This is a genomic window from Verrucosispora sp. WMMA2121 (genome assembly GCF_027460185.1).
GTDB lineage: Bacteria > Actinomycetota > Actinomycetes > Mycobacteriales > Micromonosporaceae > Micromonospora > Micromonospora palythoicola.
Genome location: NZ_JAPZBH010000006.1, coordinates 494,647 through 517,844 on the forward strand (window position 1 = coordinate 494,647; position 23,198 = coordinate 517,844).

General features: G+C 72.1%; 18 protein-coding genes and 2 tRNA genes. 11 read left to right on the top strand and 9 right to left on the bottom strand.

Annotated elements, in window-relative coordinates:
* Positions 1-85: 85 nt before the first annotated feature.
* The 3 genes from O7605_RS11215 (at position 86) to O7605_RS11225 (ending at position 4,326) form a co-directional block, all read left to right on the top strand.
* Positions 86-916: a universal stress protein gene (locus O7605_RS11215; RefSeq protein WP_269739131.1), complete on the top strand. Its 831-nt coding sequence runs from the start codon at positions 86-88 to the stop codon at positions 914-916.
* A gap of 115 nt (positions 917-1,031) precedes the next feature.
* A complete protein-coding gene (locus O7605_RS11220) occupies positions 1,032-3,425 on the top strand; it encodes a phosphoketolase family protein (RefSeq protein ID WP_269739132.1) in 2,394 nt (797 codons plus the stop codon).
* A 13-nt stretch (positions 3,426-3,438) separates the two neighbouring features.
* Positions 3,439-4,326, top strand: a complete 888-nt coding sequence (locus tag O7605_RS11225) for a universal stress protein (protein ID WP_269739133.1) — start codon at positions 3,439-3,441, stop codon at positions 4,324-4,326.
* Between the two features lie 23 nt (positions 4,327-4,349).
* Here O7605_RS11225 and O7605_RS11230 read toward each other — a convergent pair whose 3' ends face one another.
* Positions 4,350-6,275 (bottom strand): heavy metal translocating P-type ATPase, encoded by a 1,926-nt coding sequence (locus O7605_RS11230; RefSeq protein WP_443083912.1) that lies wholly within the window; start codon positions 6,273-6,275, stop codon positions 4,350-4,352.
* 175 nt (positions 6,276-6,450) lie between these two features.
* On the opposite strand from O7605_RS11230, the gene O7605_RS11235 reads away from it, so the two are divergent.
* Together O7605_RS11235 and O7605_RS11240 are read left to right on the top strand one after the other, a co-directional pair.
* Positions 6,451-7,458, top strand: a complete 1,008-nt coding sequence (locus O7605_RS11235; RefSeq protein ID WP_269739134.1) for an Acg family FMN-binding oxidoreductase — start codon at positions 6,451-6,453, stop codon at positions 7,456-7,458.
* A 122-nt stretch (positions 7,459-7,580) separates the two neighbouring features.
* A complete protein-coding gene (locus tag O7605_RS11240) occupies positions 7,581-9,254 on the top strand; it encodes a GAF domain-containing sensor histidine kinase (protein ID WP_269742601.1) in 1,674 nt (557 codons plus the stop codon).
* A gap of 10 nt (positions 9,255-9,264) precedes the next feature.
* On the opposite strand, the gene O7605_RS11245 is transcribed toward O7605_RS11240, so the two are convergent.
* Positions 9,265-9,903, bottom strand: coding sequence for a response regulator (locus tag O7605_RS11245; RefSeq protein WP_099846899.1), 639 nt, complete (start codon positions 9,901-9,903; stop codon positions 9,265-9,267).
* Between the two features lie 285 nt (positions 9,904-10,188).
* Between O7605_RS11245 and O7605_RS11250 the strand changes: the two genes are divergently transcribed.
* A complete protein-coding gene (locus tag O7605_RS11250; protein ID WP_269742602.1) occupies positions 10,189-11,163 on the top strand; it encodes an Acg family FMN-binding oxidoreductase in 975 nt (324 codons plus the stop codon).
* A gap of 5 nt (positions 11,164-11,168) precedes the next feature.
* Here O7605_RS11250 and O7605_RS11255 read toward each other — a convergent pair whose 3' ends face one another.
* The 4 genes from O7605_RS11255 to O7605_RS11270 all read right to left on the bottom strand — a co-directional run bounded on the left by O7605_RS11255 (position 11,169) and on the right by O7605_RS11270 (position 16,044).
* On the bottom strand, positions 11,169-12,197 hold the full coding sequence (locus tag O7605_RS11255) for an NAD-dependent epimerase/dehydratase family protein (protein ID WP_269739135.1): 1,029 nt from the start codon (positions 12,195-12,197) through the stop codon (positions 11,169-11,171).
* 275 nt (positions 12,198-12,472) lie between these two features.
* The gene (locus O7605_RS11260) at positions 12,473-13,486 is read right to left on the bottom strand and encodes a LacI family DNA-binding transcriptional regulator (protein WP_269739136.1); all 1,014 of its coding nucleotides are present in this window, start codon (positions 13,484-13,486) and stop codon (positions 12,473-12,475) included.
* Positions 13,487-13,614: 128 nt separating this feature from the next.
* Positions 13,615-14,652 carry a LacI family DNA-binding transcriptional regulator gene (locus tag O7605_RS11265; protein WP_269739137.1) on the bottom strand — a complete coding sequence of 346 codons (1,038 nt, stop codon included), beginning with the start codon at positions 14,650-14,652 and terminating at the stop codon, positions 13,615-13,617.
* A gap of 99 nt (positions 14,653-14,751) precedes the next feature.
* Positions 14,752-16,044, bottom strand: coding sequence for an extracellular solute-binding protein (locus tag O7605_RS11270; protein ID WP_269739138.1), 1,293 nt, complete (start codon positions 16,042-16,044; stop codon positions 14,752-14,754).
* Positions 16,045-16,296: 252 nt separating this feature from the next.
* Between O7605_RS11270 and O7605_RS11275 the strand changes: the two genes are divergently transcribed.
* The 3 genes from O7605_RS11275 (at position 16,297) to O7605_RS11285 (ending at position 20,297) form a co-directional block, all read left to right on the top strand.
* Positions 16,297-17,919: a glycoside hydrolase family 43 protein gene (locus O7605_RS11275; protein WP_269739139.1), complete on the top strand. Its 1,623-nt coding sequence runs from the start codon at positions 16,297-16,299 to the stop codon at positions 17,917-17,919.
* Positions 17,920-18,340: 421 nt separating this feature from the next.
* Complete coding sequence (locus O7605_RS11280; protein ID WP_269739140.1) at positions 18,341-19,534, top strand: endo-1,4-beta-xylanase; 1,194 nt, start codon at positions 18,341-18,343, stop codon at positions 19,532-19,534.
* 94 nt (positions 19,535-19,628) lie between these two features.
* Complete coding sequence (locus tag O7605_RS11285; protein ID WP_269739141.1) at positions 19,629-20,297, top strand: polysaccharide deacetylase family protein; 669 nt, start codon at positions 19,629-19,631, stop codon at positions 20,295-20,297.
* A 96-nt stretch (positions 20,298-20,393) separates the two neighbouring features.
* On the opposite strand, the gene O7605_RS11290 is transcribed toward O7605_RS11285, so the two are convergent.
* Positions 20,394-21,470 carry a saccharopine dehydrogenase NADP-binding domain-containing protein gene (locus O7605_RS11290; protein ID WP_269739142.1) on the bottom strand — a complete coding sequence of 359 codons (1,077 nt, stop codon included), beginning with the start codon at positions 21,468-21,470 and terminating at the stop codon, positions 20,394-20,396.
* A gap of 99 nt (positions 21,471-21,569) precedes the next feature.
* Between O7605_RS11290 and O7605_RS11295 the strand changes: the two genes are divergently transcribed.
* On the top strand, positions 21,570-22,517 hold the full coding sequence (locus O7605_RS11295; protein WP_269739143.1) for a helix-turn-helix domain-containing protein: 948 nt from the start codon (positions 21,570-21,572) through the stop codon (positions 22,515-22,517).
* 56 nt (positions 22,518-22,573) lie between these two features.
* Here the strand turns inward: O7605_RS11295 and O7605_RS11300 are convergent.
* Together O7605_RS11300 and O7605_RS11305 are read right to left on the bottom strand one after the other, a co-directional pair.
* A tRNA-Val gene (locus tag O7605_RS11300) sits at positions 22,574-22,648 on the bottom strand.
* A 40-nt stretch (positions 22,649-22,688) separates the two neighbouring features.
* Positions 22,689-22,761 (bottom strand) — tRNA-Gly (locus O7605_RS11305).
* A 151-nt stretch (positions 22,762-22,912) separates the two neighbouring features.
* Between O7605_RS11305 and O7605_RS11310 the strand changes: the two genes are divergently transcribed.
* Positions 22,913-23,155, top strand: a complete 243-nt coding sequence (locus O7605_RS11310) for a DUF6458 family protein (protein ID WP_269739144.1) — start codon at positions 22,913-22,915, stop codon at positions 23,153-23,155.
* The last annotated feature ends 43 nt before the right edge of the window (positions 23,156-23,198 follow it).

A 23,198-nucleotide genomic window follows, 5' to 3' on the forward strand; every position in this document is an offset into this window, starting at 1 on the left:
CGGTGCGGCGATCACGCCCCGGAGCAGCACCGGCGCGACTAGCCTCAACAGCAGGCCGAGCGCGACAGCTGCGGGGGTGATGGCGATGGCCGCAGCCAGCGACGCGCCGGTGCTCGTCGGCGTCGGTCCGGAGGACGCCCTGCCGGTGGCCCGCCTCGCCGCCCGGGTCGCCGCCGCCCACGGACGCGGGCTGCACCTGCTGCACGCCTTCAACTGGGCGGCCTTCGACGCACCGGCGGTCTCCAGCTCCCGGGCCGCCGCCGAACAGTTGATCGCCGAGGCGACCGCGGCGGCCAACGCGAACGAGCCGGGCGTGCCGGTCACCGCCGAGATCGCCGAGGGCTCGGCGGTGGCGAACCTGGTCCGCCGGTCGGAGGCCGCCTTTCTGGTGGTGGTCGGCGACGGCGGTATGGCCCACTGCGACCGCTGCATACCGGCGGACAGTCCCGCCGTGCAGGTGGCCGCCCGCGCCGAGTGCCCGGTGCTGGTCGCCCGGCGGGAACCACCACCCTCCGGCCCGGTCCTGGTCGGCATCGACGGCTCGGCCTCCGGCGAGGTGGCACTGGACTGGGCGCTCACCTGCGCCATCCGGCACGGCGCTCGGCTGCTGGCGGTCTGGGTGGTCGACCCCGACGGCATCGTCGAGGAGGCCACCGAACGGCTCAGCGACACGGTGTCCCGCCATCGGGCCGACCATCCCGACGCCGCCGTCGAGTGCCACGTCATCCGGGGCGAGCCCGGTGACGTGCTGGTCGACCAGTCCCGCTCGGCGCAGTTGGTGGTGGTCGCCGCCCGGGGCGAGGAGCCGCTGCGCGGGATGCTCGGCGCGGTCAGCCAGTCACTGCTCTACCACGCGCCGTCCCCCGTACTGGTGATCCGTGGCGTGACCGACACACCGGACCCGGACGGGTCGTGACACCCGGGCCGGCGGGACCAACGGCCCTGATCCAGGATCGCCGATTCCGCGAAGCTGACAGAGGAAACCGCGTTGCGGATGCGAGATTCACCGACCCGCGAGAGGCTCAAGCAGTATGGACACCGCTGTAGACCTGCGAAGCCCCCTGACCGATGACGAACTGCGCCGGCTGGACGCCTACTGGCGGGCGGCGAACTACCTCACCGTCGGGCAGATCTACCTGCTGGACAATCCCCTGTTGCGCGAACCGCTGGCCCCCGAGCACGTCAAGCCCCGCCTGCTCGGGCACTGGGGCACCTCTCCCGGGCTGAACCTGATCTACGCCCACCTGAACCGGGCCATCGTGGCGCGGGATCTCAGCGCCATCTACATCACCGGACCCGGACACGGCGGACCGGCGCTGGTGGCGAACACCTGGCTCGAAGGCACCTACAGCGAGCTCTACCACGACATCGGTCGCGACGAGGCCGGCATGGCCCGGCTGTTCCGCCAGTTCTCCTTCCCCGGCGGCATCCCGAGCCACGTCGCCGCGGAGGTGCCGGGTTCGATCCACGAGGGCGGCGAGCTGGGGTACGCGCTCAGTCACGCCTACGGCGCCGCCTTCGACAACCCCGACCTGCTGGTCGCCTGCGTGATCGGCGACGGCGAGGCGGAGACCGGCCCGCTGGCCGGCAGCTGGCTGTCCAACGTGTTCCTCAACCCCGCTCGCGACGGCGCGGTGCTGCCCATCCTGCACCTCAACGGATACAAGATCGCCAACCCGACGGTGCTGGACCGCATCCCCGAGTCCGACCTGCTCGACCTGATGCGGGGCCAGGGCTACCAGCCGTACGTGGTGGCCGGCGACGATCCCGCCGTGGTGCACCAGACCCTGGCGGCCACCCTGGACCGCGCGCTCGACGAGATCGCCGAGATCCAGCGCCACGCCCGCTCCGGCGGAACCGTCGAACGCCCGCGCTGGCCGATGATCGTGCTGCGTACCCCGAAGGGCTGGACCGGGCCGCACGATGTCGACGGCAAGCGGGTCGAGGGCACCTACCGCGCGCACCAGGTGCCGCTCTCCGAGGTCCGCGACAACCCGGATCACCTGGCCGAGCTGGAAAGGTGGCTGCGCAGCTACCGCCCGCAGGAGCTGTTCGACGCCACCGGCGCGCCCGTCGCCGAGCTGGCCGATCTGCCGCCCCGAGGGCCACGACGGATGAGCGCCAACCCGGTCGCCAACGGCGGCACGCTGCTACGCGACCTGAACCTGCCCGACTTCCGCGACTACGCCGTCGAGGTGCCCCGGCCCGGCGCGACGGTCACCAGCGCCACCGGCGAACTCGGCAAGTGGGTCCGGGACGTGATCAGCGCCAACCCGCAGACGTTCCGGCTGTTCGGACCGGACGAGGTCGCCTCCAACCGCCTCCAGGCCGCCTTCGAGGTCACCGACCGGGCCTGGGTGGCCGGCACCGTCGACGGGGACGACCACCTCTCCCCCGACGGACGGGTGATGGAGGTCCTCTCCGAGCACCTGTGCCAGGGCTGGTTGGAGGGCTACCTGCTCACCGGCCGGCACGGAATCTTCACCAGCTACGAGGCGTTCATCCACATCGTCGACTCGATGGTCAACCAGCACGCCAAGTGGCTGAAGGTCACCCGTGGCATCCCGTGGCGGCAGCCGGTCGCCTCGCTGAACTACCTGCTGTCCAGCCATGTCTGGCGGCAGGACCACAACGGCTTCTCCCACCAGGATCCGGGCTTCATCGACCACGTGATGAACAAGAAGGCCGAGGTCGTGCGGGTCTACCTGCCGCCGGACGCGAACACCCTGCTCTCCACCATGGACCACTGCCTACGGAGTCGCCACTACATCAACGTGGTGGTGGCCGGCAAGCAGATCGCGCCCAGCTGGCTCACCATGGACGAGGCCGTCGCGCACTGCCGGCGTGGCCTGGGCATCTGGGACTGGGCCAGCACCGACGACGGCAGCGAACCGGACGTCGTGCTCGCCTGCGCCGGTGACGTGCCGACACTGGAGACGCTCGCCGCCGCGGACCTGCTGCACCAGCACCTGCCCGAACTGAAGGTACGGGTGATCAACGTCGTCGACCTGATGCGGCTCCAGCCGGACTCCGAGCACCCGCACGGCCTGCCGGACTCCGAGTTCGACACGCTGTTCACCCGCGACAAGCCGATCATCTTCGCCTACCACGGCTACCCGTGGCTGATCCACCGGCTCACCTACCGCCGCACCAACCACCACAATCTGCACGTGCGCGGGTACAAGGAGGAGGGCACCACCACCACACCGTTCGACATGGTGATGCTCAACAACCTGGACCGCTTCCACCTCGTGATCGACGTGATCGACCGGGTTCCCGGTCTGGCCGCCCGCGCCGCGCACCTGCGCCAGGAGATGACCGACGCGCGCCAGTCCGCCCGCGACTACACCCGCCGCTTCGGCGAGGACGACCCTCGGGTCGCGGAGTGGCGCTGGGTCCGCGAGACCGACCCGACCAACCGGTGAGGAGATGCCCGTCATGAGCGAGCACGGCGCGGACGCGGAGATCCTGGTGGGCTACGACGGCTCCCCGGACGCCGCGACGGCCCTGGAGTGGGCGCTCGATCAGGCCCGCCGCGACGGCCGGCCGGTCCGGTTGGCGTACGTCTTCGAGTGGTTGACCGTGGCCGGCTGGGTCGGTCCGGGCGTCACGCCGGGGATGTGGCCCGACGAGCAGGCCCGCCGGCAGGTCGAGGAACTGGTCGGCAAGGCCGTCGCGGACGCCGCCGCCACCCATCCGGGCCTGGACGTACGCGGCGAGGTGCTGGACGGTCCGCCCGCCCTCATCCTCGAGGAGGCATCGACGCAGGCCGGCCTGCTGGTGCTGGGCAGCCGTGGTCACGGTGGCTTCGCCGGTCTGCTCGCCGGGTCGACCGCCGTCGCCGTCACCGCGCACGCGCACTGCCCGGTGGTGGTGGTCCGTCGCCGACCCGCCGAGAGCGAGCGGACCGGGCACGTCGCGGTCGGGGTGGACGGCTCCGAACAGTCGCTGCTGGCCCTCGGCTTCGCCGTCGAACAGGCCGCCCTGCGTCGGGTACCGCTGCACGTGGTGCGGGCCTGGCAGCCGCCACGGGACCAGTGGAGCCTGCGCGGCGAGCAGGCCCGCGACGCGGCGCTCGCCGACCAGCGTGCCGAGCTGGACGAGGCGTTGCACCGCTGGCAGGGCCGCTTCCCCGACGTCGAGGTGACCGTCGAGACCGCCGCGGCCGCGCCGGCCGGTCTGCTCGTCGACGCCAGCCGCAACGCGCAACTGATCGTGGTCGGCAGCCGGGGGCGCGGTGGGCTGCGGGGCATGCTGCTCGGCTCGGTCAGCCAGCAGCTTCTCCAGCACGCCCACTGCCCGGTCGCGGTGGTGCGGGAGCGCTGAGATGCGCCGTGGGCCGGCCGCGGTCAGGCCGGCCCACGGGAACCACCGCGAAGCGCGCGCAGCGCGTTGAGGATCACCAGCACGTCGATGCCCTCCTGCAGGAACGCGCCCGCCACGGGCGGCAGCCGACCGGCCGCCGCGAAACCCATCGCGAGCAGCGCCAACCCCATGCCGACCGTGGCGCTCTGCACCGCGATCCGACGGGCGTACCGGGCCACCTCAACCGCGTCGGCGAGCGGATCGAGGCGGTCGACGCTGAGCACCGCGTCGGCGACGTCGGCCGAGGCGGTCGCCCCGGTGGCGCCCATCGCCACGCCGACCTGGGCCTCCGCCAGCGCCGGGGCGTCGTTCACCCCGTCGCCCACCATCACGGTGACCGCCCGGCCCGCCTCGGCTCGGACCCGGGTCGCCTTCTCCCGCGGCGTGCACCGGGCCAGCACGTCGTCGACGCCCACCGCGTCGGCGACCCGGCGGGCGTCCTCCGGCCGGTCGCCGGTGACCATCACGATCCGGGTGAGGCCGGCGGCACGCAGCCGAGCCACGGTCCGGCGGGCGTCGGGGCGTACCGGATCCTCCAGCAGGACAGCGCCGAGCGGCCCGGTCTCCTCGGCCACCCAGACCAGCGAGTGTCCCGCCGCGCCGGCCCGACGGCTGGCCCGCTCGGCCCACTGCGGCAACTCACCGGCGAACTGGCCGACCCGGACGCGCCGGCCGTCCACCCGCCCGCTCACCCCCCGGCCGGGCTCCTCGGTCACCTCAGCCGGGGTGACCAGCCGAAGACCGCGCTCCCCGGCGGCGCGCACCAGCGCCGCCGCCAACACGTGCGAGGACAACTGCTCCACCGAGGCGGCCAACCGCAACACCTCGTCGGGGTCGCCGCCGGGAGCCACGACGAGGTGGGCGACCCGGGGACGGCCGGCGGTCAGCGTCCCGGTCTTGTCGACGAGCAGGGTGCGCGCCCGGCCCAGGACCTCCAACGAACCGCCGTCGCGAACCAGCACCCCGCGTCGGGCCACCCGGGACAACCCGGAGACGATGGCGATCGGGGTGGCCAGCAGCAACGGACACGGCGTGGCCACCACCAGCACCGCCACCGCCCGGAGGAAGTCGCCGGAGAGCACCCAGCCCAACCCGGCCAGCGCCAGCGTGAACGGCACGAAGGCGGCGGCGTACCGGTCGGCCAGTCGCACCGTCGGTGCCCTGCGGGCGGTCGCCTCCTCGGCCAGCCGGACGATGCCGGCGTACGTGCTGCGTTCGGCGCTCTCCGTGGCCCGCAAGCCGAACGCGGCCCCGGCGTTGACCACACCGCTGGCCACCCGGGCCCCGGCCGGCCGCTCGACGAGCCGGGACTCCCCGGTGACCACCGACTCGTCCAGGGTCGCGGGTGCCTCGGTGACACCGTCGACGGCGACCACGTCACCCGGACCGACCAGCAACCGGTCACCGGCCGCCACCCGGTTCACCGGCACCTCCTCGACAGCACCGTCGGCGGTGCGCCGCCGGGCGGTACGGGGTGCGCGCTCCAGCAGCGCCCGCAGATCACGGGTCGCCCGGCGCTGCGCGTACGCCTCCAGGGTCCGCCCGGTGGCCAGCATCACCGCGACCACCGCACCGGCCAGGTACTCGCCGACGACAAGTGCGCCGCCCAGCGCCAGCACGGCGATCACGTCCACGCCGAACCGCCGCCGCAGCAGGTCCCGCAGCACCGCCACGGCCGCCGGCAGCAGCGCCGCGAGGGTGGCCACCGCCCACAGCGCGTCGGCGACGCCGGGAAGCCCGGCCGGTCGCACCGCCGCACCGGCCAGCACCAGCAGCGTGAGACCGGCCAGCGGGATCCACAGCCACCAGCTGCCACGCCGCCGACGGGATGCCTCGGGTTGCGGACGCACCGGTTGGTCCGGCAGGCACTCGCCCTCGCCCCGGTCGCCGGCCGAACGTCGCTCACCCACCTGCGGATCGTCCCAGCCGGGCCGGGCGGTCGCGGCGGAACGCGGGCCAGACGTCCCGCCGGGTCGTGACGTGCGGATCGTGCGACCCGGCGACCGATGACGCACGATGAACCGGACCGCGCCCACAGCCGTACCGAGGTGCGGCACGATGGGCAGAGACGGAAAGGTCGTGAGGATGAGCCACCAGACGCCGGCTACCCACCGCCCGCTGACCACCGCCCTCGCGGAGGCCGCCGCGATGGCCGGTCACGCGCCGTCGGTGCACAACAGCCAGCCGTGGCGCTGGCGGGTGCTGCCCGACGCGCTGGAACTGCGGGTGGTCCGCGACAGCAGGTTGGCCGCCACCGACCCGGAGGGCGAGCTGGTCACCCTCAGCTGCGGTGCGGCGCTGCACCACGCCCGGCTGGCGTTGGCCGCCGAGGGGTGGGCGACCACCGTGCGGCGGATGCCCGACCCGGGCGACCCCGACCTGCTCGCCCGGCTCACCGAGCCACGGGCCACCGGCGCCGACCCGGACGCGATGCGGGCGGTGCAGTGCATGCAGGTGCGGCACACCGACCGGCGTCCGGTCAGCGACGAGCCGGTCTCCGACGACTCGTTGAGCGCCATCGCGGCGGCCGCCGTCGCGGAGGGTGCCCGGTTGGAGGTCCTCGACCGCGACCAGATGCTGCAACTGGCCGCGTCCGCCTCGCAGGCCGCCACGGTCGAGGCGGAGGACTCCCGGCTGCGGGAGGAGCTGGAGTACTGGACCAGCCGTGCCGGCGACACCGGGCTCCCTCCCGAGGTGTTGCCGGAGCAGCCCGCGCAGACCACCGTGCCGGGGCGGGACTTCGGTCGCGCGGGCACGCTGCCGGTCGGGCCGGGACACGACCGGGCGGCGTCCTACGCGGTGCTCTACGGCGACCAGGACGAGCCGGTCGACTGGCTGCGGGCCGGGGAGGCGCTGTCGGCCGCCTGGCTGGCCGCCACCCGACTGGGTGTCTCGATGGTCCCGCTCAGCGGGGTGGTCGAGGTGCCGGCCACCCGGCAGACCCTGCGCCAGCTGCTCGCCGGGCTCGGCCAGCCGTACCTCGGCCTGCGCCTGGGGGTCGCCGACCCGGCGCACGCCGGCCCACCGCACACCCCGCGACTGCCCCGCGAGCAGGTGGTGGACACCTCGGCGGTGGCCGGCGACGCCGCCTGACCGCGCTGTCCCGGACACCCCGCCGGCCGGCGTCGGGCGTTTCCGCGCGGCCGGTCGCCGGTTAGCATCGCCGGGTGACCGTCGGTGCACCCAACCCCCGGCACGAGCCACCGTCGCTCGGCCTGAGCCCACTGTCCCGAGTACGCCTGGACGAACTGCTCCAGGAGATGCTGGATCGCGTCGGCGAGGTCATGACCAGCCGGGAACGCCTACGGGCGCTGCTCGACGCGGTCGTCGGCATCGGCACCGACCTCGATCTGCGCAGCACCCTGCGGCGCATCGTGCAGGCGGCCTGCGACCTGGCCGGGGCCCGCTACGGCGCGCTCGGGGTGATCGGTCCCGACCGGATGCTGCACGACTTCATCACCCACGGCATCTCCCCGGAGCTGCACGCGAAGATCGGTGACCTGCCGCACGGCCGAGGGGTGCTCGGCCTGCTCATCGACGAACCGAAACCGGTGCGGATGCCGGACATCACCCAGCATCCGAACTCGTACGGCTTCCCGCCGCACCATCCGCCGATGCACACCTTCCTCGGCGTGCCGGTACGCATCCGCGACCAGGTCTTCGGCAACCTCTACCTGGCCGAGAAGCAGGGCGGCGTCGAGTTCACCGAGGACGACGAGGAGATCGTCGTCGCGCTCGCCGGTGCGGCCGGCGTGGCGATCGAGAACGCCCGGCTGTACGCGCTGGCCCACCGGCGGGAACGCTGGCTCGCCGCCACCGCCGAGATCACCTCACTGCTGCTCGGCGAGGTGCGCCGTACCGACGCACTGACCCTGGTGGCGCGGCGCGCCCGCGAGGTCGCCGAGGCCGAACTGGCCCTGGTGCTGCTCTACGACGAGGATGCGGAGCACTTCACCGTCGAGGTCGTCGACGGCGTCGGCGCCCAGGCCGGCGCGCTGGTCGGCACGGTGCTGCCGGCCGCCGACACCAGCTTCGCCGGTCCGGTCGTCGCGGGTCGGCATGATTCGGTGGAGGATCTGGCCCACGCCGCGCCGTGGCCGGCGGTGCTGCACACCGGACCGGCGGTGATCTCTCCGCTGGCCACCGCCGACACTCTGCACGGGGTGCTGGTGATCGCGCACCGCGTCGACCACGGCGGCGCCACCGACGACGACGTGGCCCTGCTGGGCAGCTTCGCCGGTCAGGCGGCGCTGGCCATGGAACGCGCCCGTGGCCAGGAGGAACGCGAGCAGCTGGTGGTGCTGGAGGACCGCGAGCGGATCGCCCGGGACCTGCACGACGTGGTGATCCAACGGCTGTTCGCCACCGGCCTGCAACTGCAGAGCGCGGTGCCGTTGACCGCGCGGCCGGAGGTCGCCAAGCGGATCAATGCCGCCGTCGACGACCTGGACACCACCATCAAGGACATCCGCCGCACCATCTTCGAGCTGCGTACCCCGATGAGCGCGGCGCTGCGCACCGAGATCCGCGAGGCGGTGGAGGCCGCCGCCGAGTCACTTGGTTTCCGACCGAGGCTGGAGCTGACCGGGCCGATCGACAGCGCCGTGCCGGACGAGGTCCGCCCCGAACTCGCCGCCGTGCTCCGCGAGGCGCTGTCCAACGCCGTACGCCACGCCGAGGCCACGGCGGTGTCGGTGGCGGTACGCGTCGACGCCGCCCGGGTCGCCGTCACCGTCACCGACAACGGCGTGGGTTGCGACCCGGCCGCCGCCCGGGGCGGACTGGTGAACCTGCGCGAACGCGCCGAACGGCACGGCGGCACCTTCGAGGTACGCGAGGCCGAGCCGCACGGCACGGAGCTGCACTGGTCGGTGCCGTTGGGGGCCTGAGCCGCACTGGTCAGTGCGTCTTGCCCAGCAGGCGGGTGGCCAGCACCGCGGCCTGGGTGCGTCGCTCCAGACCGAGTTTGGCCAGCACACTGGAGACGTAGTTCTTCACCGTCTTCTCGGCCAGGAACATCTTGCTGGCAATCTCCCGGTTGGTCAGCCCCTCGGCGACGTATTCCAGGATGCGCCGCTCCTGCTCGGTGAGGGACTGCAGCTCGCGGGGCTGCTCCACGCCGCTGCGGATGCGATCCAGCACCCGGGTGGTGATCGCCGGGTCCAGCAGCGACTGACCGGCCGCCACCCGGCGTACCGCGTCGACGAGGTCGGTGCCCCGGATCTGCTTGAGCACGTACCCGGAGGCACCAGCCATGATCGCCGCGAACAGCGCCTCGTCGTCCTCGTACGAGGTCAGGATCAGCCCTTTGATCGAGGAGTCCACGGCCCGTACGTCCCGGCACACGTCGATGCCGTTGCCGTCGGGCAGCCGGGCGTCAAGAATCGCCACGTCGGGCCGCAGCGCCGGAATCCGGCGGGCCGCCTCCGGTGCGGAACCGGACTCACCGACCACCTCGATGTCCCCACTGGCATGCAGCAGGTCGGCCAGACCACGACGGACGACCTCATGGTCGTCAAGCAGAAACACCCGGATCATCCCCCCTTTCTACCCCCTCCCACCCGCCCCCACCCGGGCCGAAAGTCCCAACCTCCCCGCCCACCCCGCCCCCCTCCGGTCAATCGATCATGAAGTTGTCACCACCTCACCTCGGCGCGTTGGGCAACAACTTCATGATCGTCGAGTGCTGGGTGGGAAAGGGGGGAGGCCGGGGAAGCCGGGGAGGCGGGGGGTCCTGGGGGTTCGGGACGTGTGGCCCTGCTGGGTGGGGGTGGGTGGGGCGCACCGTGGGGAGGTACCAGGCGGATGCGAGGGGGCACGACCATGGAGACCGGCTACACCGTCGAACAACTGCGGGCCGCCGCGACCGACGCGGTCCGTGCACCGTCCCTGCACAACGTCCAGCCGTGGCGGTTCCGGTTGCGTGACGGTGGGATCGAAGTGCTCCTCGACCCGACCCGACGGCTGCCCGCCACCGACCCGAGCGGCTGGGGTGCCCGCGTCGCCGGTGGAGCGGCGCTGTTCAACCTGCGCCTGGCCCTGGCGGTGGCCGGCGCACCGGCGACGGTACGACTGCGCCCGTACCCGTCGGAGCCGGACGTGCTGGCCCGGCTGGTGCCGGACCTGCCGCGCCGACCCAGCCCCGCCGAGCAGAGCCTCTACGCGGCCATCCCGCGCCGGTTCAGCAACCGTGCCCCGTTCTGGCCCGACCCGGTCCCGGCCGACTCCCGTTGGCGACTGGGTGAGGCGGCCCGGGCCGAGCACTGCTGGCTGGAACTGCTGATCGGGGTGAGCGCGGTCAACGCCTTCGCCGAGATCGCTCGCGGCGCACACCGGGTCCTCGAACGCGACCCCGCCTACCGGGCGGAACGCGAGGCGTGGGTACGCGCCGGCACCGAGCCGGACGGCGTCCCGGTGACCGCCAGCGGCCCCCGGGCCGAGCCACAGGATCTGCTTCCGTCGCGTGGCTTCGGTGGCACCCAGCGGGCACCAGGGCGGGACTTCGAGCCGGAGCCGCTGGTGGCGGTGCTCGGCTCCGCCGGCAACACCGCCGTCGACCAGGTGGTCGCGGGCCAGGCGTTGCAGCGGGTGCTGCTGACCGCCACCGACGCCGGGCTGTCGGTGTCGATGCTGTCCCAACCGATCGAGGTGCCGTCGGCCCGGGAGCAGCTCCGGCTGTCGCTGGGACGGTTCGGTACGCCGCAGATGGTGATGCGGATCGGGTACGGCCAGCCGGGCTGGCCCACCCCCCGCCGCTCGGTGGACGAGGTGCTGGACCTGCCGGTACCCCTCGCCTAGCGACGTCAGCGGGGTGGCACCGGGGACGGAGGGTCGGTGGCCAGGGCCGCGAGCAGGCCGGCCTCCCGGACCGGGTCCAGACCGACCGGCGGCCGGGCCGGTCGACCGGCCCGGGCCGGCACCGAACCCACCCGGCGCAACCAGGCCCAGGTGTCGGCAACGGTCTCGGTCACCGGGCGGCAGCCGAGTCCGTCGGCGTACGCACGGGTGACGTCCATCTGCTGCAGCCACCGGTACTCGTGCCCCGGCGGGATCCAGATCGGCAGATCGTTCCACGGTTCCACCCCGGCGGCGAGCAGGCGCCCCGGGTCGATCCAGCGCAGCCGGGCGGCAGCGCCGGTGGCCGCCAAGCCGGCGGTGAGCAGTTCGCCCATGGTGGTGTGCCCGGGTCGACTCACCACGTTCACCGCTCCGGCCTGGCCGGCGGCCCCGGCATCCAGCAGGAAGGCCGCCAGGTCGCGCACGTCGACGTACTGCACGGGCAGGTCCACCGGGCCGGGCGCGAGCACCTCACCGCCCTGGGCGAGACGGGTCAGCCACCACGGCAGCCGACCGATGTCCTCACCCGGACCGAGGATGAGGCCGGCGCGGGCGAGCAGTACCCGGTCGCCGAGCACCGCGCGCAGGGCCCGCTCGGCACCGGCCTTGAGCATCGGGTAGTCACCGTCGATGTCGTCCGCAGCGGCCTCCACCAGCGGGGCCTGCTCGGTCACGCCGGCCGGCACCGGCTGGGCGTACACCGAACCGCTGGAGACGTAGACGTAGTGTCCGACCCGGCCGGCCAGCATCCGCGCCGTCGCCTGGGCGACGCGGGGCGCACCGTCCCAGGTGTCGACGACGAGATCCCACTCCCCCTCGGTCAGCGCGGCCAACCCGTCGGCGGTGGTGCGGTCACCCACCAGGTGCCGTACGCCAGCCGGAGGCGCCCCGTGCCGCCCCCGGTTGAACGCCGTCACCGCCCAGCCCCGGTGCGTCGCCTCGGCGACCACCGCCCCACCCACGAATCCCGACCCGCCCAGCATGAGGAGTTTCATGTGAGCCACCCTGCCCCTCGTCGGCGCTGTCCGGGCGGCTCGTTCACCGTCAGCGGATCTGCCAACGGCAGAAGCCGGCGACGGCCCGCACCGGCTCGGGTGGGAAGTGGGTGCCGTGTCCGGCGGACGGCGTGGGCGTCCGCCGGACACGGCCGGGCGGTGCCGCGGGCACGGCGGGCACCACCAGCCAGTTCCTTGGTGAAAGGACGGCGAGTCCCATCGTCGGCCCCACCGGATGCGACGTCAACAACTTCCGGAAAAATATCGGTAGCCGGTCAGGCCGGTGCGGCGCTGTCCCGGACGACGAGTTCGGTGGCCAGTTCGACCCGAGGGCTCTCCACCTGCTCACCCCGGGCCAGCCGCAACACCGTACGCGCCGCCAGCATGCCCATCTCGGCCAGCGGCTGCCGCACCGTGGTCAACGGCGGCGAGCACCACCGCACCTCCGGCAGATCGTCGAAGCCGACCACGCTGATGTCGTCCGGTACCCGCAGACCCCGCTGCCGGACCGCCTCGTACACGCCCAGCGCCATCTGGTCGCTCGACGCGAAGATCGCCGTCGGCGGCTCGGTCAGCCCCAGCAACCGCAACCCGCCGTTGAAACCGGCCTCGTGGTAGAAGTCGCCCGGGCAGACGAGGTCCTCGTCGAAGGCCAGCCCGGCGGCTTCCAGGGCGGCCCGGTAGCCGTCCATCCGGGCCCGGCTGCACATCAACTGCGGCGGCCCGGCGATGAACCCGATCCGCCGGTGCCCCAGCCCGATCAGATACTCCGTCGCCCGCAGGCCCCCCGCCCAGTTCGTGGCGCCGATCGTCGGCGCCTCCCGGGCCGGCAGACCGTCGGCGTCGACGATCACCACCGGAATGCTCAGCCGACGCAGCTCGGCCTGCAGGGGCGGCTCGACCATCGAGGTCACGAAGATCACGCCTTCGGTGCCCCGGCGGCGCATGCCGTCGAGCCACTGCTCCGCGGAGGAGGTCTGCCGGTGGATGGCCGACACGACCGTGCCCACCCCCGCCGCGTGCGCCACATCCTCCACACCCCGGATGATCTCCACCGCCCACGGACTGTCCAGGTCGTTGAAGACCAGGTCCACCAACCCCGAACTGGCCCGCATACTCGGCGGCCGACGCCGGTAACCATGCCGCGTCAGCAACTCCTCCACCCGCTCACGGGTCTGCGGAGCCACATCCGAACGACCATTGATCACCCGGGACACCGTCGGCACCGACACTCCCGCGAGGTCCGCTATCGCGGATATGGTGATCTTCCGGGTGTCTCTGGCAACCACGACACTTCCCACCCAACCGGTACGGCGACAGCCCGCACCATGCCCCGGGGCGGCCAGGACGGGCAACCGGCCGCCCGCCCACACCCTAGTGCCGGAAATTTCACTCGACTATCGGTAGTTGGCGCAGTTCACTCCGAGGACCCCCGGTCGGCCCGTGGCGCGCACGAACTGTCCCGAATGACGAGTTCGGTGGCCAGTTCGACCCGAGGGCTCTCCACCTGCTCACCCCGGGCCAGCCGCAACACCGTACGCGCCGCCAGCATGCCCATCTCGGCCAGCGGCTGCCGCACCGTGGTCAACGGCGGCGAGCACCACCGCACCTCCGGCAGATCGTCGAAGCCGACCACGCTGATGTCGTCCGGCATCCGCAGACCCCGCTGCCGGACCGCCTCGTACACGCCCAGCGCCATCTGGTCGCTCGACGCGAAGATCGCCGTCGGCGGCTCGGTCAGCCCCAGCAACCGCAACCCGCCGTTGAAACCGGCCTCGTGGTAGAAGTTGCCCGCCTGGATCAACCGGTCGTCGATCGGGATCCCGGCGGCTTCCAGGGCGGCCCGGTAGCCGTCCATCCGGGCCCGGCTGCACATCAACTGCGGCGGCCCGGCGATGAACCCGATCCGCCGGTGCCCCAGCCCGATCAGATACTCCGTCGCCCGCAGGCTCCCCGCCCAGTTCGTGGCGCCGATGGTCGGCGCATCCTGGGCGGGAACACCCGCCGGGTCGACGATCACGGCCGGGATGTTGAGCCGGCGCAGCTCCGCCTGCTGCGGCGGTTCGAGGGTGGAGGTCACGAAGATGACCCCCTCGGTGGACCGGGTCCGGATGTTGTCCAGCCACTGCTTGGCCGAGGACGAGCGCCGGTGGATGGCCGACACGACCGTGCCCACCCCCGCCGCGTGCGCCACATCCTCCACACCCCGGATGATCTCCACCGCCCACGGACTGTCCAGGTCGTTGAAGACCAGGTCCACCAACCCCGAACTGGCCCGCATACTCGGCGGCCGACGCCGGTAACCATGCCGCGTCAGCAACTCCTCCACCCGCTCACGGGTCTGCGGAGCCACATCCGAACGACCATTGATCACCCGGGACACCGTCGGCACCGACACTCCCGCCAGGCGGGCGATGGCCGCGATGGTCACTGTCCGGTTGTCGTTGGCAGCCATGCGCCCTCCCTACTTCGCTCATCCCTCGACGCTGCCGGCGGGATCGCCGACGAGCTGACGGACGGCGGCGGCGCGGTGCCCGAGCGCCGACGACGCCCGTTACTGCTTCTTGGCCACCCTGGTGATGTCCTTGACGATCTGGTCCGGCCGCTTGGTGCCGGCGATCAGCTGCGCCACGCTCTCGTTGACCTGCGCGCCCACCGCCGGTGGGTACGCCTGGTCGAGGTAGAGCTGGAAGCCGGTCGCGATGCCGAGGTTCGCCGCCACGACCTGGTTGTTCAGATCCTTGATCCCGCCGGCCGCGGCCTGGTTGGTGGGCAGCACCGCGCCGGTCTGCGCGGCCCGGCGCTGGTTCCTCGCCTGCAGCAGCGTCCGGAGGAAGTCCACGGTGGCGGGCGGCGCGTCGCGGCCGACCACGAAGCCGTTGCCGCCGCCGAACGCGTCGGTGGCCGAGCCCTTGCCATCCTCGACCGCCGGGAACGGGAAGAAGGCGAGTCGGTCACCGAGGCCACGCTTGCTGGTCGAGGAGGACGCCTGCACCGACGGTGCCCACTGGCCCATCAGCTCCATGGCGGCCTCCTCGTTGCCCATCGTCGCGGCCTGTCCGGTCTCGGACCCGTACTCCGCGCGCAGGTAGCCCTTCTGGAACGGCTGCATGTCGACGAGTTCGCGGAGGCGTTCGCCGGCGGCGACGAAGACCGGGGTGTCGAAGTTACGGTCCTCGGCCGCCTGCTGCAGCGCCTCGAGACCGCCGATCCGCATCGCCAGGTACGCCCAGTAGTAGTGCCCGGGCCACTTGTCCTTGCCGCCGAGCGCGATCGGGGCGATGTTGACGGCCTTGAGCTTGTTGACCACCTGCAGCAGTTCGCCCCAGGTCTTCGGCGGCGTCTCGATGCCGGCCTTGGCGAAGTGGTCCCGGTTGTACCAGAAGCCGACCATGCCGATGTCGAACGGAATGCCGTAGATCTTGTCGTTCACCGTGTACGGCTGCAACGAGGCGGGCAGCAGTTGCCCGATCCAGCCCTGGACCTCGCTGGTGATGTCCTTGACCAGGCCGGCCTCCACCTGCTGCTGCAGTGCGCCGCCACCCCACGACTGGAACAGGTCCGGCGGCAGCGCGGCCTCGACCGCGCCGTTCAACTTGGTCTTGAACGCCTCGACCTCGAGCGGCTGCACGTCGATCGTGACGTGGGTGTGTGCGCCCTCGTACTGCCGGGCCAGATCAGCCCAGACGCCGAGCATCGGCTCGGCGTCCTGGACGTGCCACCATCTGATCTTCTGCGGGCTCGCGGAAGCGCCGCTGTCCCCATCCCCGCAGGCGCCGAGCAGGAGCGCGCCGGCGCCCGCGCCGGCCAGCCCCAGCAGCGACCGGCGGGTGAGGTGCGATGTCATGGTTAATCCCTTCGGGAGGCGTAGTAACGCGGAGGGAACACCACCGCGATCAGCGGCGGCCATGAAAGCGGGATCGCAAGTTTCGCTTCGATACCGGTATTTTCGACGTGATGGCCGGCACGTTACGACGGGCTTGCGTCGCCGGTCAAGGGGGTGTCGCGAGCGGACGTCAGCCGATACCGTGAGCGCCATCCCGGTATTTCCGGAGTATTTCCGGGAGGAAACCGGGATCGTGACCTGAAGGAGTCGAACATGTCGACCGAGATCGCAGACGTCGCCATCGTCCGGTCGATCCGCAACCCCGTTCTGACCGGCTTCCATCCGGATCCGTCCATCCTGCGGGTCGATGACGACTATTATCTGGCGACCTCGACCTTCGAGTGGTATCCCGGGGTCCGGGTGCACCACTCGAGAGACCTCGTCCACTGGCGGGAACTCGGCGGCATCATCACCGAACGCCGCCTGCTCGACCTGCGCGGCTGCGGCGACTCCAACGGGATCTGGGCACCCGACCTCACGTACCACGACGGGTTGTTCCACCTTGTCTACAGCGACGTCGCCAGCTTCGCCAGCGGCTACTGGGACGCACAGAACTTCCTCACCACCGCGCCGACCATCACGGGACCGTGGTCGGACCCGGTACGGCTGCACTCGCACGGCTTCGACGCCGCGCTGTTCCACGACGACGACGGCACCTCCTGGCTGCTGGCGATGAGTGCTGACTGGCGGCCGGGTCGCGACCGCTTCGGTGGCATCGAGATTCAGCAGTATGACCCGACCCGGCGGCAACTGGTCGGCCGACCCCGGATCATCTTCACCGGCACCGAGGTCGGTCTGACCGAGGGACCGCACCTCTACCGGCACGACGGCTGGTACTGGCTGGTCACCGCAGAGGGTGGCACCAGCTGGGAGCACCAGGTCACGGTGGCCCGGTCGCGGGAGTTGTTCGGACCGTACGAGGTGGACCCGGCCGGACCGCTGCTCACCTCGGTCGGCCGTCCGGACCTGACGCTGCAGAAGGCCGGCCACGGCAGCCTGGTGCGCACCCAGCGTGGCGAGTGGTATCTCGCCCACCTGGTGGGCCGTCCCTACACACCGCTCGGCAACTGCGTCCTCGGTCGGGAGACCGCGATACAGAAGGTCGACTGGTCGCCGGGAGGCTGGCCGTGTGTGTCCGGCCGGGTGCCGGCCGACGAGATCCCCGCCCCGGACCTGCCGGCCCATCCGTGGCCCGACGAGCCGGCCACCGACCACTTCGACGCCCCGCGCCTGGGTGCCGGCTGGTCGACCCTGCGTCGCCCGGCGACCGACGACTGGATCGACCTGCGCTCCCGCCCCTCGCACCTGCGGGTGCACGGCGGCCAGTCCCCCGTCGGTAAGCAGACGCCGAGTCTGGTGGCACGGCCGGTGGGCGCGGTGCGTTGTTCGCTGGAGACCGTCGTCGAGTTCGACCCGGGCGACCACCGGCATCTGGCGGGCATCACCGGTTACTACAACACCGAGAACTGGCACCACCTCTACCTGACCCGGGCCGACGACGGACGCTCCGTGCTGGAGCTGCTCAGCTGCGACGGTGGCCACCGCACCGCGTATCCACAGCTGACCGTCGACACCGGCGGCCGGCTGCGGGTGGGCCTGCGGGTCACCTTCGACGGGCCGGTGCTGCGCTTCGCGTACGACCTGGGTGACGGTTGGCAGTGGCTGCCGGTCGAGCTGGACGCCACCATCCTCTCGGACGAGCACGCGGCCCGGATCGTCGACGGCGAACCGGCGGCCTGGGGCTTCACCGGCGCTCTGCTCGGCCTCTGGGTGCAGGACATCGGCGGCGACGGCCGCTACGCCGACTTCGATCACGCCACCTATCTCGAACACTGATCCGCGTCGACCCACCGCCCGCCCTCCGATCGACCCACCGCCGGCGGGCACCCGGCCCCGGGCCGGCTCGACCCCGTCCACGGAACCCGCGGGAGCGAGCCGGCCCGGCCACTTCCGGCACGGGCGGCGGCCTCAGCGAGTCGGGAAGCCGGAGCTGGATCCGGAAGTTTCCGGTTGTAAACCGGACGTTCCAGCAGTGCAGACGGCCGACTTCCGGAAGTCTTCGTGGTTGACTGCGGGCATCGATGGCCCTAACGTTTCGGCCAAGTTACCGATCGACATTCGGAAAAATATCGGCGCCCTTTCCGGCACGTGTCACGTCCGGCCAGAGCGCCGCCAGCGCTGCCAACCTGCTCAGCACCGGTCCGAACCCGGCACTTCATGATCGACATATGTCGATCGAAGATCGAGAGGAATGCAGATGAAGTTGAGACGGTGGATGGCCGTCGGTGCGGTCGCCGTCGCGACCGCAGCGACATTGAACATGGTGCCGGCCACGGCCGGCCGGCCGTACGACCCGACCGCACAGACCCTGGGCGCCCTCGGCCTGCGCCACGGCCTGCAGATCGGCACCGCGGTCAGCGCGGACGCCCTCAACGACACCGCCGACCCGGAATACCGCAAGATCGCCGCGTCCGAGTTCGTCTCGGTCACCGCGGAGAACGCCATGAAGTGGGAAAGCCTCGAACCCACCCGGGGCACCTACGACTGGGAGGCGGCCGACCAGCTCGTCAACTTCGCCAAGCGTAACCGCCAGAGCGTACGGGGTCACGTGCTCGTCTGGCACAACCAGTTGCCGCAGTGGCTGACCGAAGGGGTCGCCGACGGCTCCATCAGCAAGCAGGAGCTGCGCGAGCTGCTGCGCAAGCACATCACCACCGTGGTCAAGCGCTACAAGGGCAAGATCTGGCAGTGGGACGTCGTCAACGAGGCGGTCAGCGACCCCTGGGACACCCCGCCCACCCTGCACTACAAGGGTTTCTGGGCCGAGAACCTCGGGCCCGGCTACATCGCCGACGCGTTCCGGTGGGCCCGCGCCGCCGACCCCAGGGCGCTGCTGTTCTACAACGACTACAACATCGAGGCGTTCGGCTCCGGCAACCCGGCCGACGACAAGACCCAGTTCGTCTACGACATGGTCAAGCGGCTGCGCGCCCAGGGCGTACCGATCGACGGCGTCGGCGCGCAGGGCCACCTCGGCACCCAGTACGGCAACTTCAGCACCTTCCAGGTGACCGAGGCGCTGAAGAAGTTCACCTCGCTCGGTGTGGCGACCGCGTTCACCGAGGTCGACGTCCGCAGCCAGATGACCGAGGCGGTCCAGGCCGGCAACTCCGAGGAGATCAACCCCAGGTTGCAGGCGTCGGCCGCCAACCACAGCGTGCTGATGAAGGCCTGCCTGCTCGTCCGCAGCTGCCTCTCGTACACCGTCTGGGGCTTCAGCGACAAGCACTCCTGGGTGCCGGGCTGGTTCGACGACCCGCCGGAGGGCCTGGCCACCATCATGGACGAGAACTACCAGCCCAAGCTGGCCTACCACGAGATCAAGTCCGACCTGATCCTCGCCGGCCCGCCGTTCGTCCTGCCCCGCATCGCACCCAAGCCCCGCCGCTGATCCTCGTCGCGGCGGGCGGACCAGCCATCCACCACCAGCGGGCCGTGTGGGGCGCCGAGCGCCCCACACGGCCCACCAGCGGAAGGTCCGACCGATGTCGTCCACCATGCAGCCCCTGCGTCCCCCGCCTGCCGCGTCCGGGTCGGGCGTCGGACCGCCGCCGGTACGGCCCACCGAGGTGATCGGCACCGACCGGGTCATCTGCCTCACCTTCGACGACGGACCGCACCCGGAGCACACCCCGCACCTGCTCGACGTCCTGGCCGCCCACCACGTGCGGGCGGTCTTCTTCCTTCAGGGCGACCGGGTCATCGAGCACCCCGAGCTGGTCCGCCGGATCGTCGCGGCCGGACACGCGCTGGGCAACCACAGCATGCACCACCACGACATGGGATCCTGGGCCGCCGGCCGGATCGCCTCGGACCTGCTGGAGACCAACGCGGTCATCCGGCACGCGGTCCCGCACGTCCGAGTCCCCTACTTCCGGGCACCGTACGGTGCCTGGGGCCAGACGCCCGGCGTGGCCACGGCGCTCGGGATGCGACCGATGGGCTGGCGGCTCGCCGTCACCGACTGGGAACCGCCCGGCACGGACGAACTGCTGCGGCGTCTCGTCGAGGGCGTCGCGCCGGGCGCCGTGGTGCTGCTGCACGACGGCGGCGGCGACCGTAGCCAGACCGTCGACGCCGTCGACCGCGCGATTCCCGCCCTGCACGCGGAGGGCTGGCACTTCGCCCTGCCCACCAGCGCCGACGGCCGCTGACCGGCCGTCGCGCTGTCGGGCGTACGCCGGGCCGCCGCTCGGTGGATCCGTTCGGAGCAGGTCACGCTCGACGGGGGCCGACCAGCCCGCCTCCGATCACCGTAGGTGGGACGGCTCCGGACCGAGGCCCACCGGTGCGGGTTCGGACGGAACACGCAGCGACAGGCACGGGGACAGGGCCGCGAGGACATCCGGCGCGTCGAACATCGCGCCCGCCGAGGCTACGCCGACGGCCCTGGTCCGGCCGGTGAGGATGCGGTCGACGGCCTCCACCGCGAGCGGCGCGCTGATCGCGTAGATGTCCTGACCTGTCGCCGCCAGGCGCCGGTGCGTACCACCGGCCCGGACGAGGACGTCGACCACGAAGGTCTGTGCGGATCGGCCGCGCTCGTCGACGGCGGTCGGCACCGGGGTGTCCGGAGCGGACAGCTCCGCCGCCGCCGCGGCGGTCAGGTAGGTACACACCCGGGGGACGGCCAGATGGCTGGGCACGGTGACCACGTCGGCCATGGTGAACTCTCCGATGACGCGTCGCGGGCCGAGCGGAGCCGGGAAGGGCCACTCCAGCGTCGGTAGCGCGTCGTCGTGGTACTCCAGTTGCCCGCCGGTGTAGCGGACCCGGCGGTGACCACGTCGCCGCGCCGACACCGCGCCGGCGGCGCGCGTTCCGGGGGTGGGCCGCCAACTGCTCAGGCCGTAGGCGACGTGCACCTCGTCCGCCGCCGCCGCGCCGTCCAGGACGGTGGTGACCAGCAGGTCGCCGAGCCCGCCGAAGAAGGCCATCGCCGGGACCACCGCGACGCCCGCGGCGCGGGCCGGCGCCGCGAAGTGCCGGAACGTGTCGAGGTTCGCCTCGATCTCCGCCGCCACGTCGACGTACGGGATGCCGGCGCGCAGCGCCGCCGTCACCAGCGCGGCGGCGGTCGAGGCGAACGGCCCGGCACAGTTGATCACAGCGGTCGCGCCGCGCAACGCCCGGTCGAGGGAGGTCGGCTCGTCTATCGACGCCCGCCGCGTCACCAGCCCCGGTCGGGTCCGCGCCAACGCCAGCAGCTTGTCCCGGTCGCGGCCGAGCAGCAGCGGCATGTACCCGCGCTCGCCCAACTCCGCCACCACGAACCGGCCGGTGTGCCCGTACGCGCCGAACACCGCCACCTCTCGCCCCGGTGCCATGCCTGCCTCCTCTTCGACGCGATCTGCTGGGCAGAACTCTGGCGGGATCGACGCGACAGCGCGAGTGTCTGGAACGACACGACCCATACAATTCCCGACATGAGCGTCGCCCCACGCTCCGTCGCGATCGCCGCCACCGACGGGATGCTGCACTTCGAGCTGTCGCTGGCCTACGAGGTCTTCGGCTCCGCGCCGGACGCCGTGCCCGTTGCCTGGTACGACGTCCGGGTGTGCGGCACGCACCCCGTCCGCGTCGGCCGGTTCCGGCTGGAGCCCGACCACGGGCTCGACCGGTTGGCCGCCGCCGACACCGTGATCGTGCCCGCCCTGGCCGACGTCGCCGAGGAACCACCCGCCGTCCTGGTCGAGGCGGTGCGTACGGCGTACGACTCAGGTGCGCGGGTGGTTTCCCTCTGCACGGGCGTGTTCGTGCTGGCCGCCGCCGGCCTGCTGGACGGGCGGCGGGCGACGACGCACTGGGCCCACACCCGGGAGCTGGCCGCGCGCCATCCGCGGGTGACGGTCGACCCGGACGTGCTCTACGTCGACAACGGCCGCGTGCTCACCTCCGCCGGCAAGGCCGCGGCCATGGACCTGTGCCTGCACCTGGTCCGCCGCGATCACGGCCCGGCGATCGCCAACATGGTCGCCCGCCGCCTGGTCGTACCACCGCACCGGGCCGGTGGTCAGGCCCAGTTCGTCAGCACGCCGGTGCCCGCCCGGGACGGCCATCCCCTGACCGAACTGCTCCCCTGGGTGATGCACCGCCTGGACCAGCCGCTCACCGTCGAGGATCTGGCCCGCCAGGCGAACCTCAGCTCCCGCCAGCTGGCCCGCCAGTTCCGCTCGGTGACCGGCACCACTCCGCTGCGGTGGCTGCTGACGCAGCGGATCCGTCGCGCGCAGGAGCTGCTGGAAAGCACCGACGACAGCATCGACACCATCGCGTCGGCGGCCGGCATGGGCACGGCGACGACGCTGCGTCGGCATTTCCACCGCGCGGTCGGCGTACCGCCGGACACCTATCGGCGGACCTTCCGGGCCTGAGCTGGGTACCCGCTCGGCGCGCTCGCCGTCGTCACAGTGTGGCGCCAGCCGAAAGCTGGTGGGCGATACTGGGTTTGAACCAGTGACCTCTTCCGTGTCAAGGAAGCGCGCTCCCACTGCGCCAATCGCCCGTGGTGCACCGGCGACACCCGCAGGTGTCACCGAATCGCGAGCGGACGACGGGATTCGAACCCGCGACCCTCACCTTGGCAAGGTGATGCGCTACCAGCTGCGCTACGTCCGCACTGCCTCCGGCTGCGCCGGCGACGGGGCAACTCTACCCGATGACAAGATCGCCGGAGGCGCCGCCCCCACGGCCGGTGATTGCGCCGCTCCCGACCCGGGTACAGACCTCTCCCGACAGCACACCGCACCCCCGGACAAAGGAGGCTGTCATGGGTATCGGCACCAGCATCTTTCTGTTGGCGCTCGGCGCCATCCTCACCTTCGCGGTCAACGCCAGCATCGGCGGGCTCGACATTGACGTGGTCGGCTGGATCCTGATGGCCACCGGCGTGCTCGGCCTGATCCTGACGACGCTCGTCTGGGGCCGCCGTCGCCAGACGGTCGCCACCACCGACGAGCCGGTGGAGTACCGCCGGGTCGAGGAGCGGCGGGACGTCGCGCCGCCGATGTGACCGGCTGCGGGTGGTGGCGGTCACCGGACGGTGGCCGCCACCG

Coding starts and splice junctions, on each gene's coding strand:
- O7605_RS11215 (WP_269739131.1), top strand. CDS start 86: ATGGCCGCAGCCAGCGACGCGCCGGTGCTCGTCGGCGTCGGTCCGGAG.
- O7605_RS11220 (WP_269739132.1), top strand. CDS start 1,032: ATGGACACCGCTGTAGACCTGCGAAGCCCCCTGACCGATGACGAACTG.
- O7605_RS11225 (WP_269739133.1), top strand. CDS start 3,439: ATGAGCGAGCACGGCGCGGACGCGGAGATCCTGGTGGGCTACGACGGC.
- O7605_RS11235 (WP_269739134.1), top strand. CDS start 6,451: ATGAGCCACCAGACGCCGGCTACCCACCGCCCGCTGACCACCGCCCTC.
- O7605_RS11245 (WP_099846899.1), bottom strand. CDS start 9,903: ATGATCCGGGTGTTTCTGCTTGACGACCATGAGGTCGTCCGTCGTGGT.
- O7605_RS11250 (WP_269742602.1), top strand. CDS start 10,189: ATGGAGACCGGCTACACCGTCGAACAACTGCGGGCCGCCGCGACCGAC.
- O7605_RS11255 (WP_269739135.1), bottom strand. CDS start 12,197: ATGAAACTCCTCATGCTGGGCGGGTCGGGATTCGTGGGTGGGGCGGTG.
- O7605_RS11265 (WP_269739137.1), bottom strand. CDS start 14,652: ATGGCTGCCAACGACAACCGGACAGTGACCATCGCGGCCATCGCCCGC.
- O7605_RS11270 (WP_269739138.1), bottom strand. CDS start 16,044: ATGACATCGCACCTCACCCGCCGGTCGCTGCTGGGGCTGGCCGGCGCG.
- O7605_RS11275 (WP_269739139.1), top strand. CDS start 16,297: ATGTCGACCGAGATCGCAGACGTCGCCATCGTCCGGTCGATCCGCAAC.
- O7605_RS11280 (WP_269739140.1), top strand. CDS start 18,341: ATGAAGTTGAGACGGTGGATGGCCGTCGGTGCGGTCGCCGTCGCGACC.
- O7605_RS11285 (WP_269739141.1), top strand. CDS start 19,629: ATGTCGTCCACCATGCAGCCCCTGCGTCCCCCGCCTGCCGCGTCCGGG.
- O7605_RS11290 (WP_269739142.1), bottom strand. CDS start 21,470: ATGGCACCGGGGCGAGAGGTGGCGGTGTTCGGCGCGTACGGGCACACC.
- O7605_RS11295 (WP_269739143.1), top strand. CDS start 21,570: ATGAGCGTCGCCCCACGCTCCGTCGCGATCGCCGCCACCGACGGGATG.
- O7605_RS11310 (WP_269739144.1), top strand. CDS start 22,913: ATGGGTATCGGCACCAGCATCTTTCTGTTGGCGCTCGGCGCCATCCTC.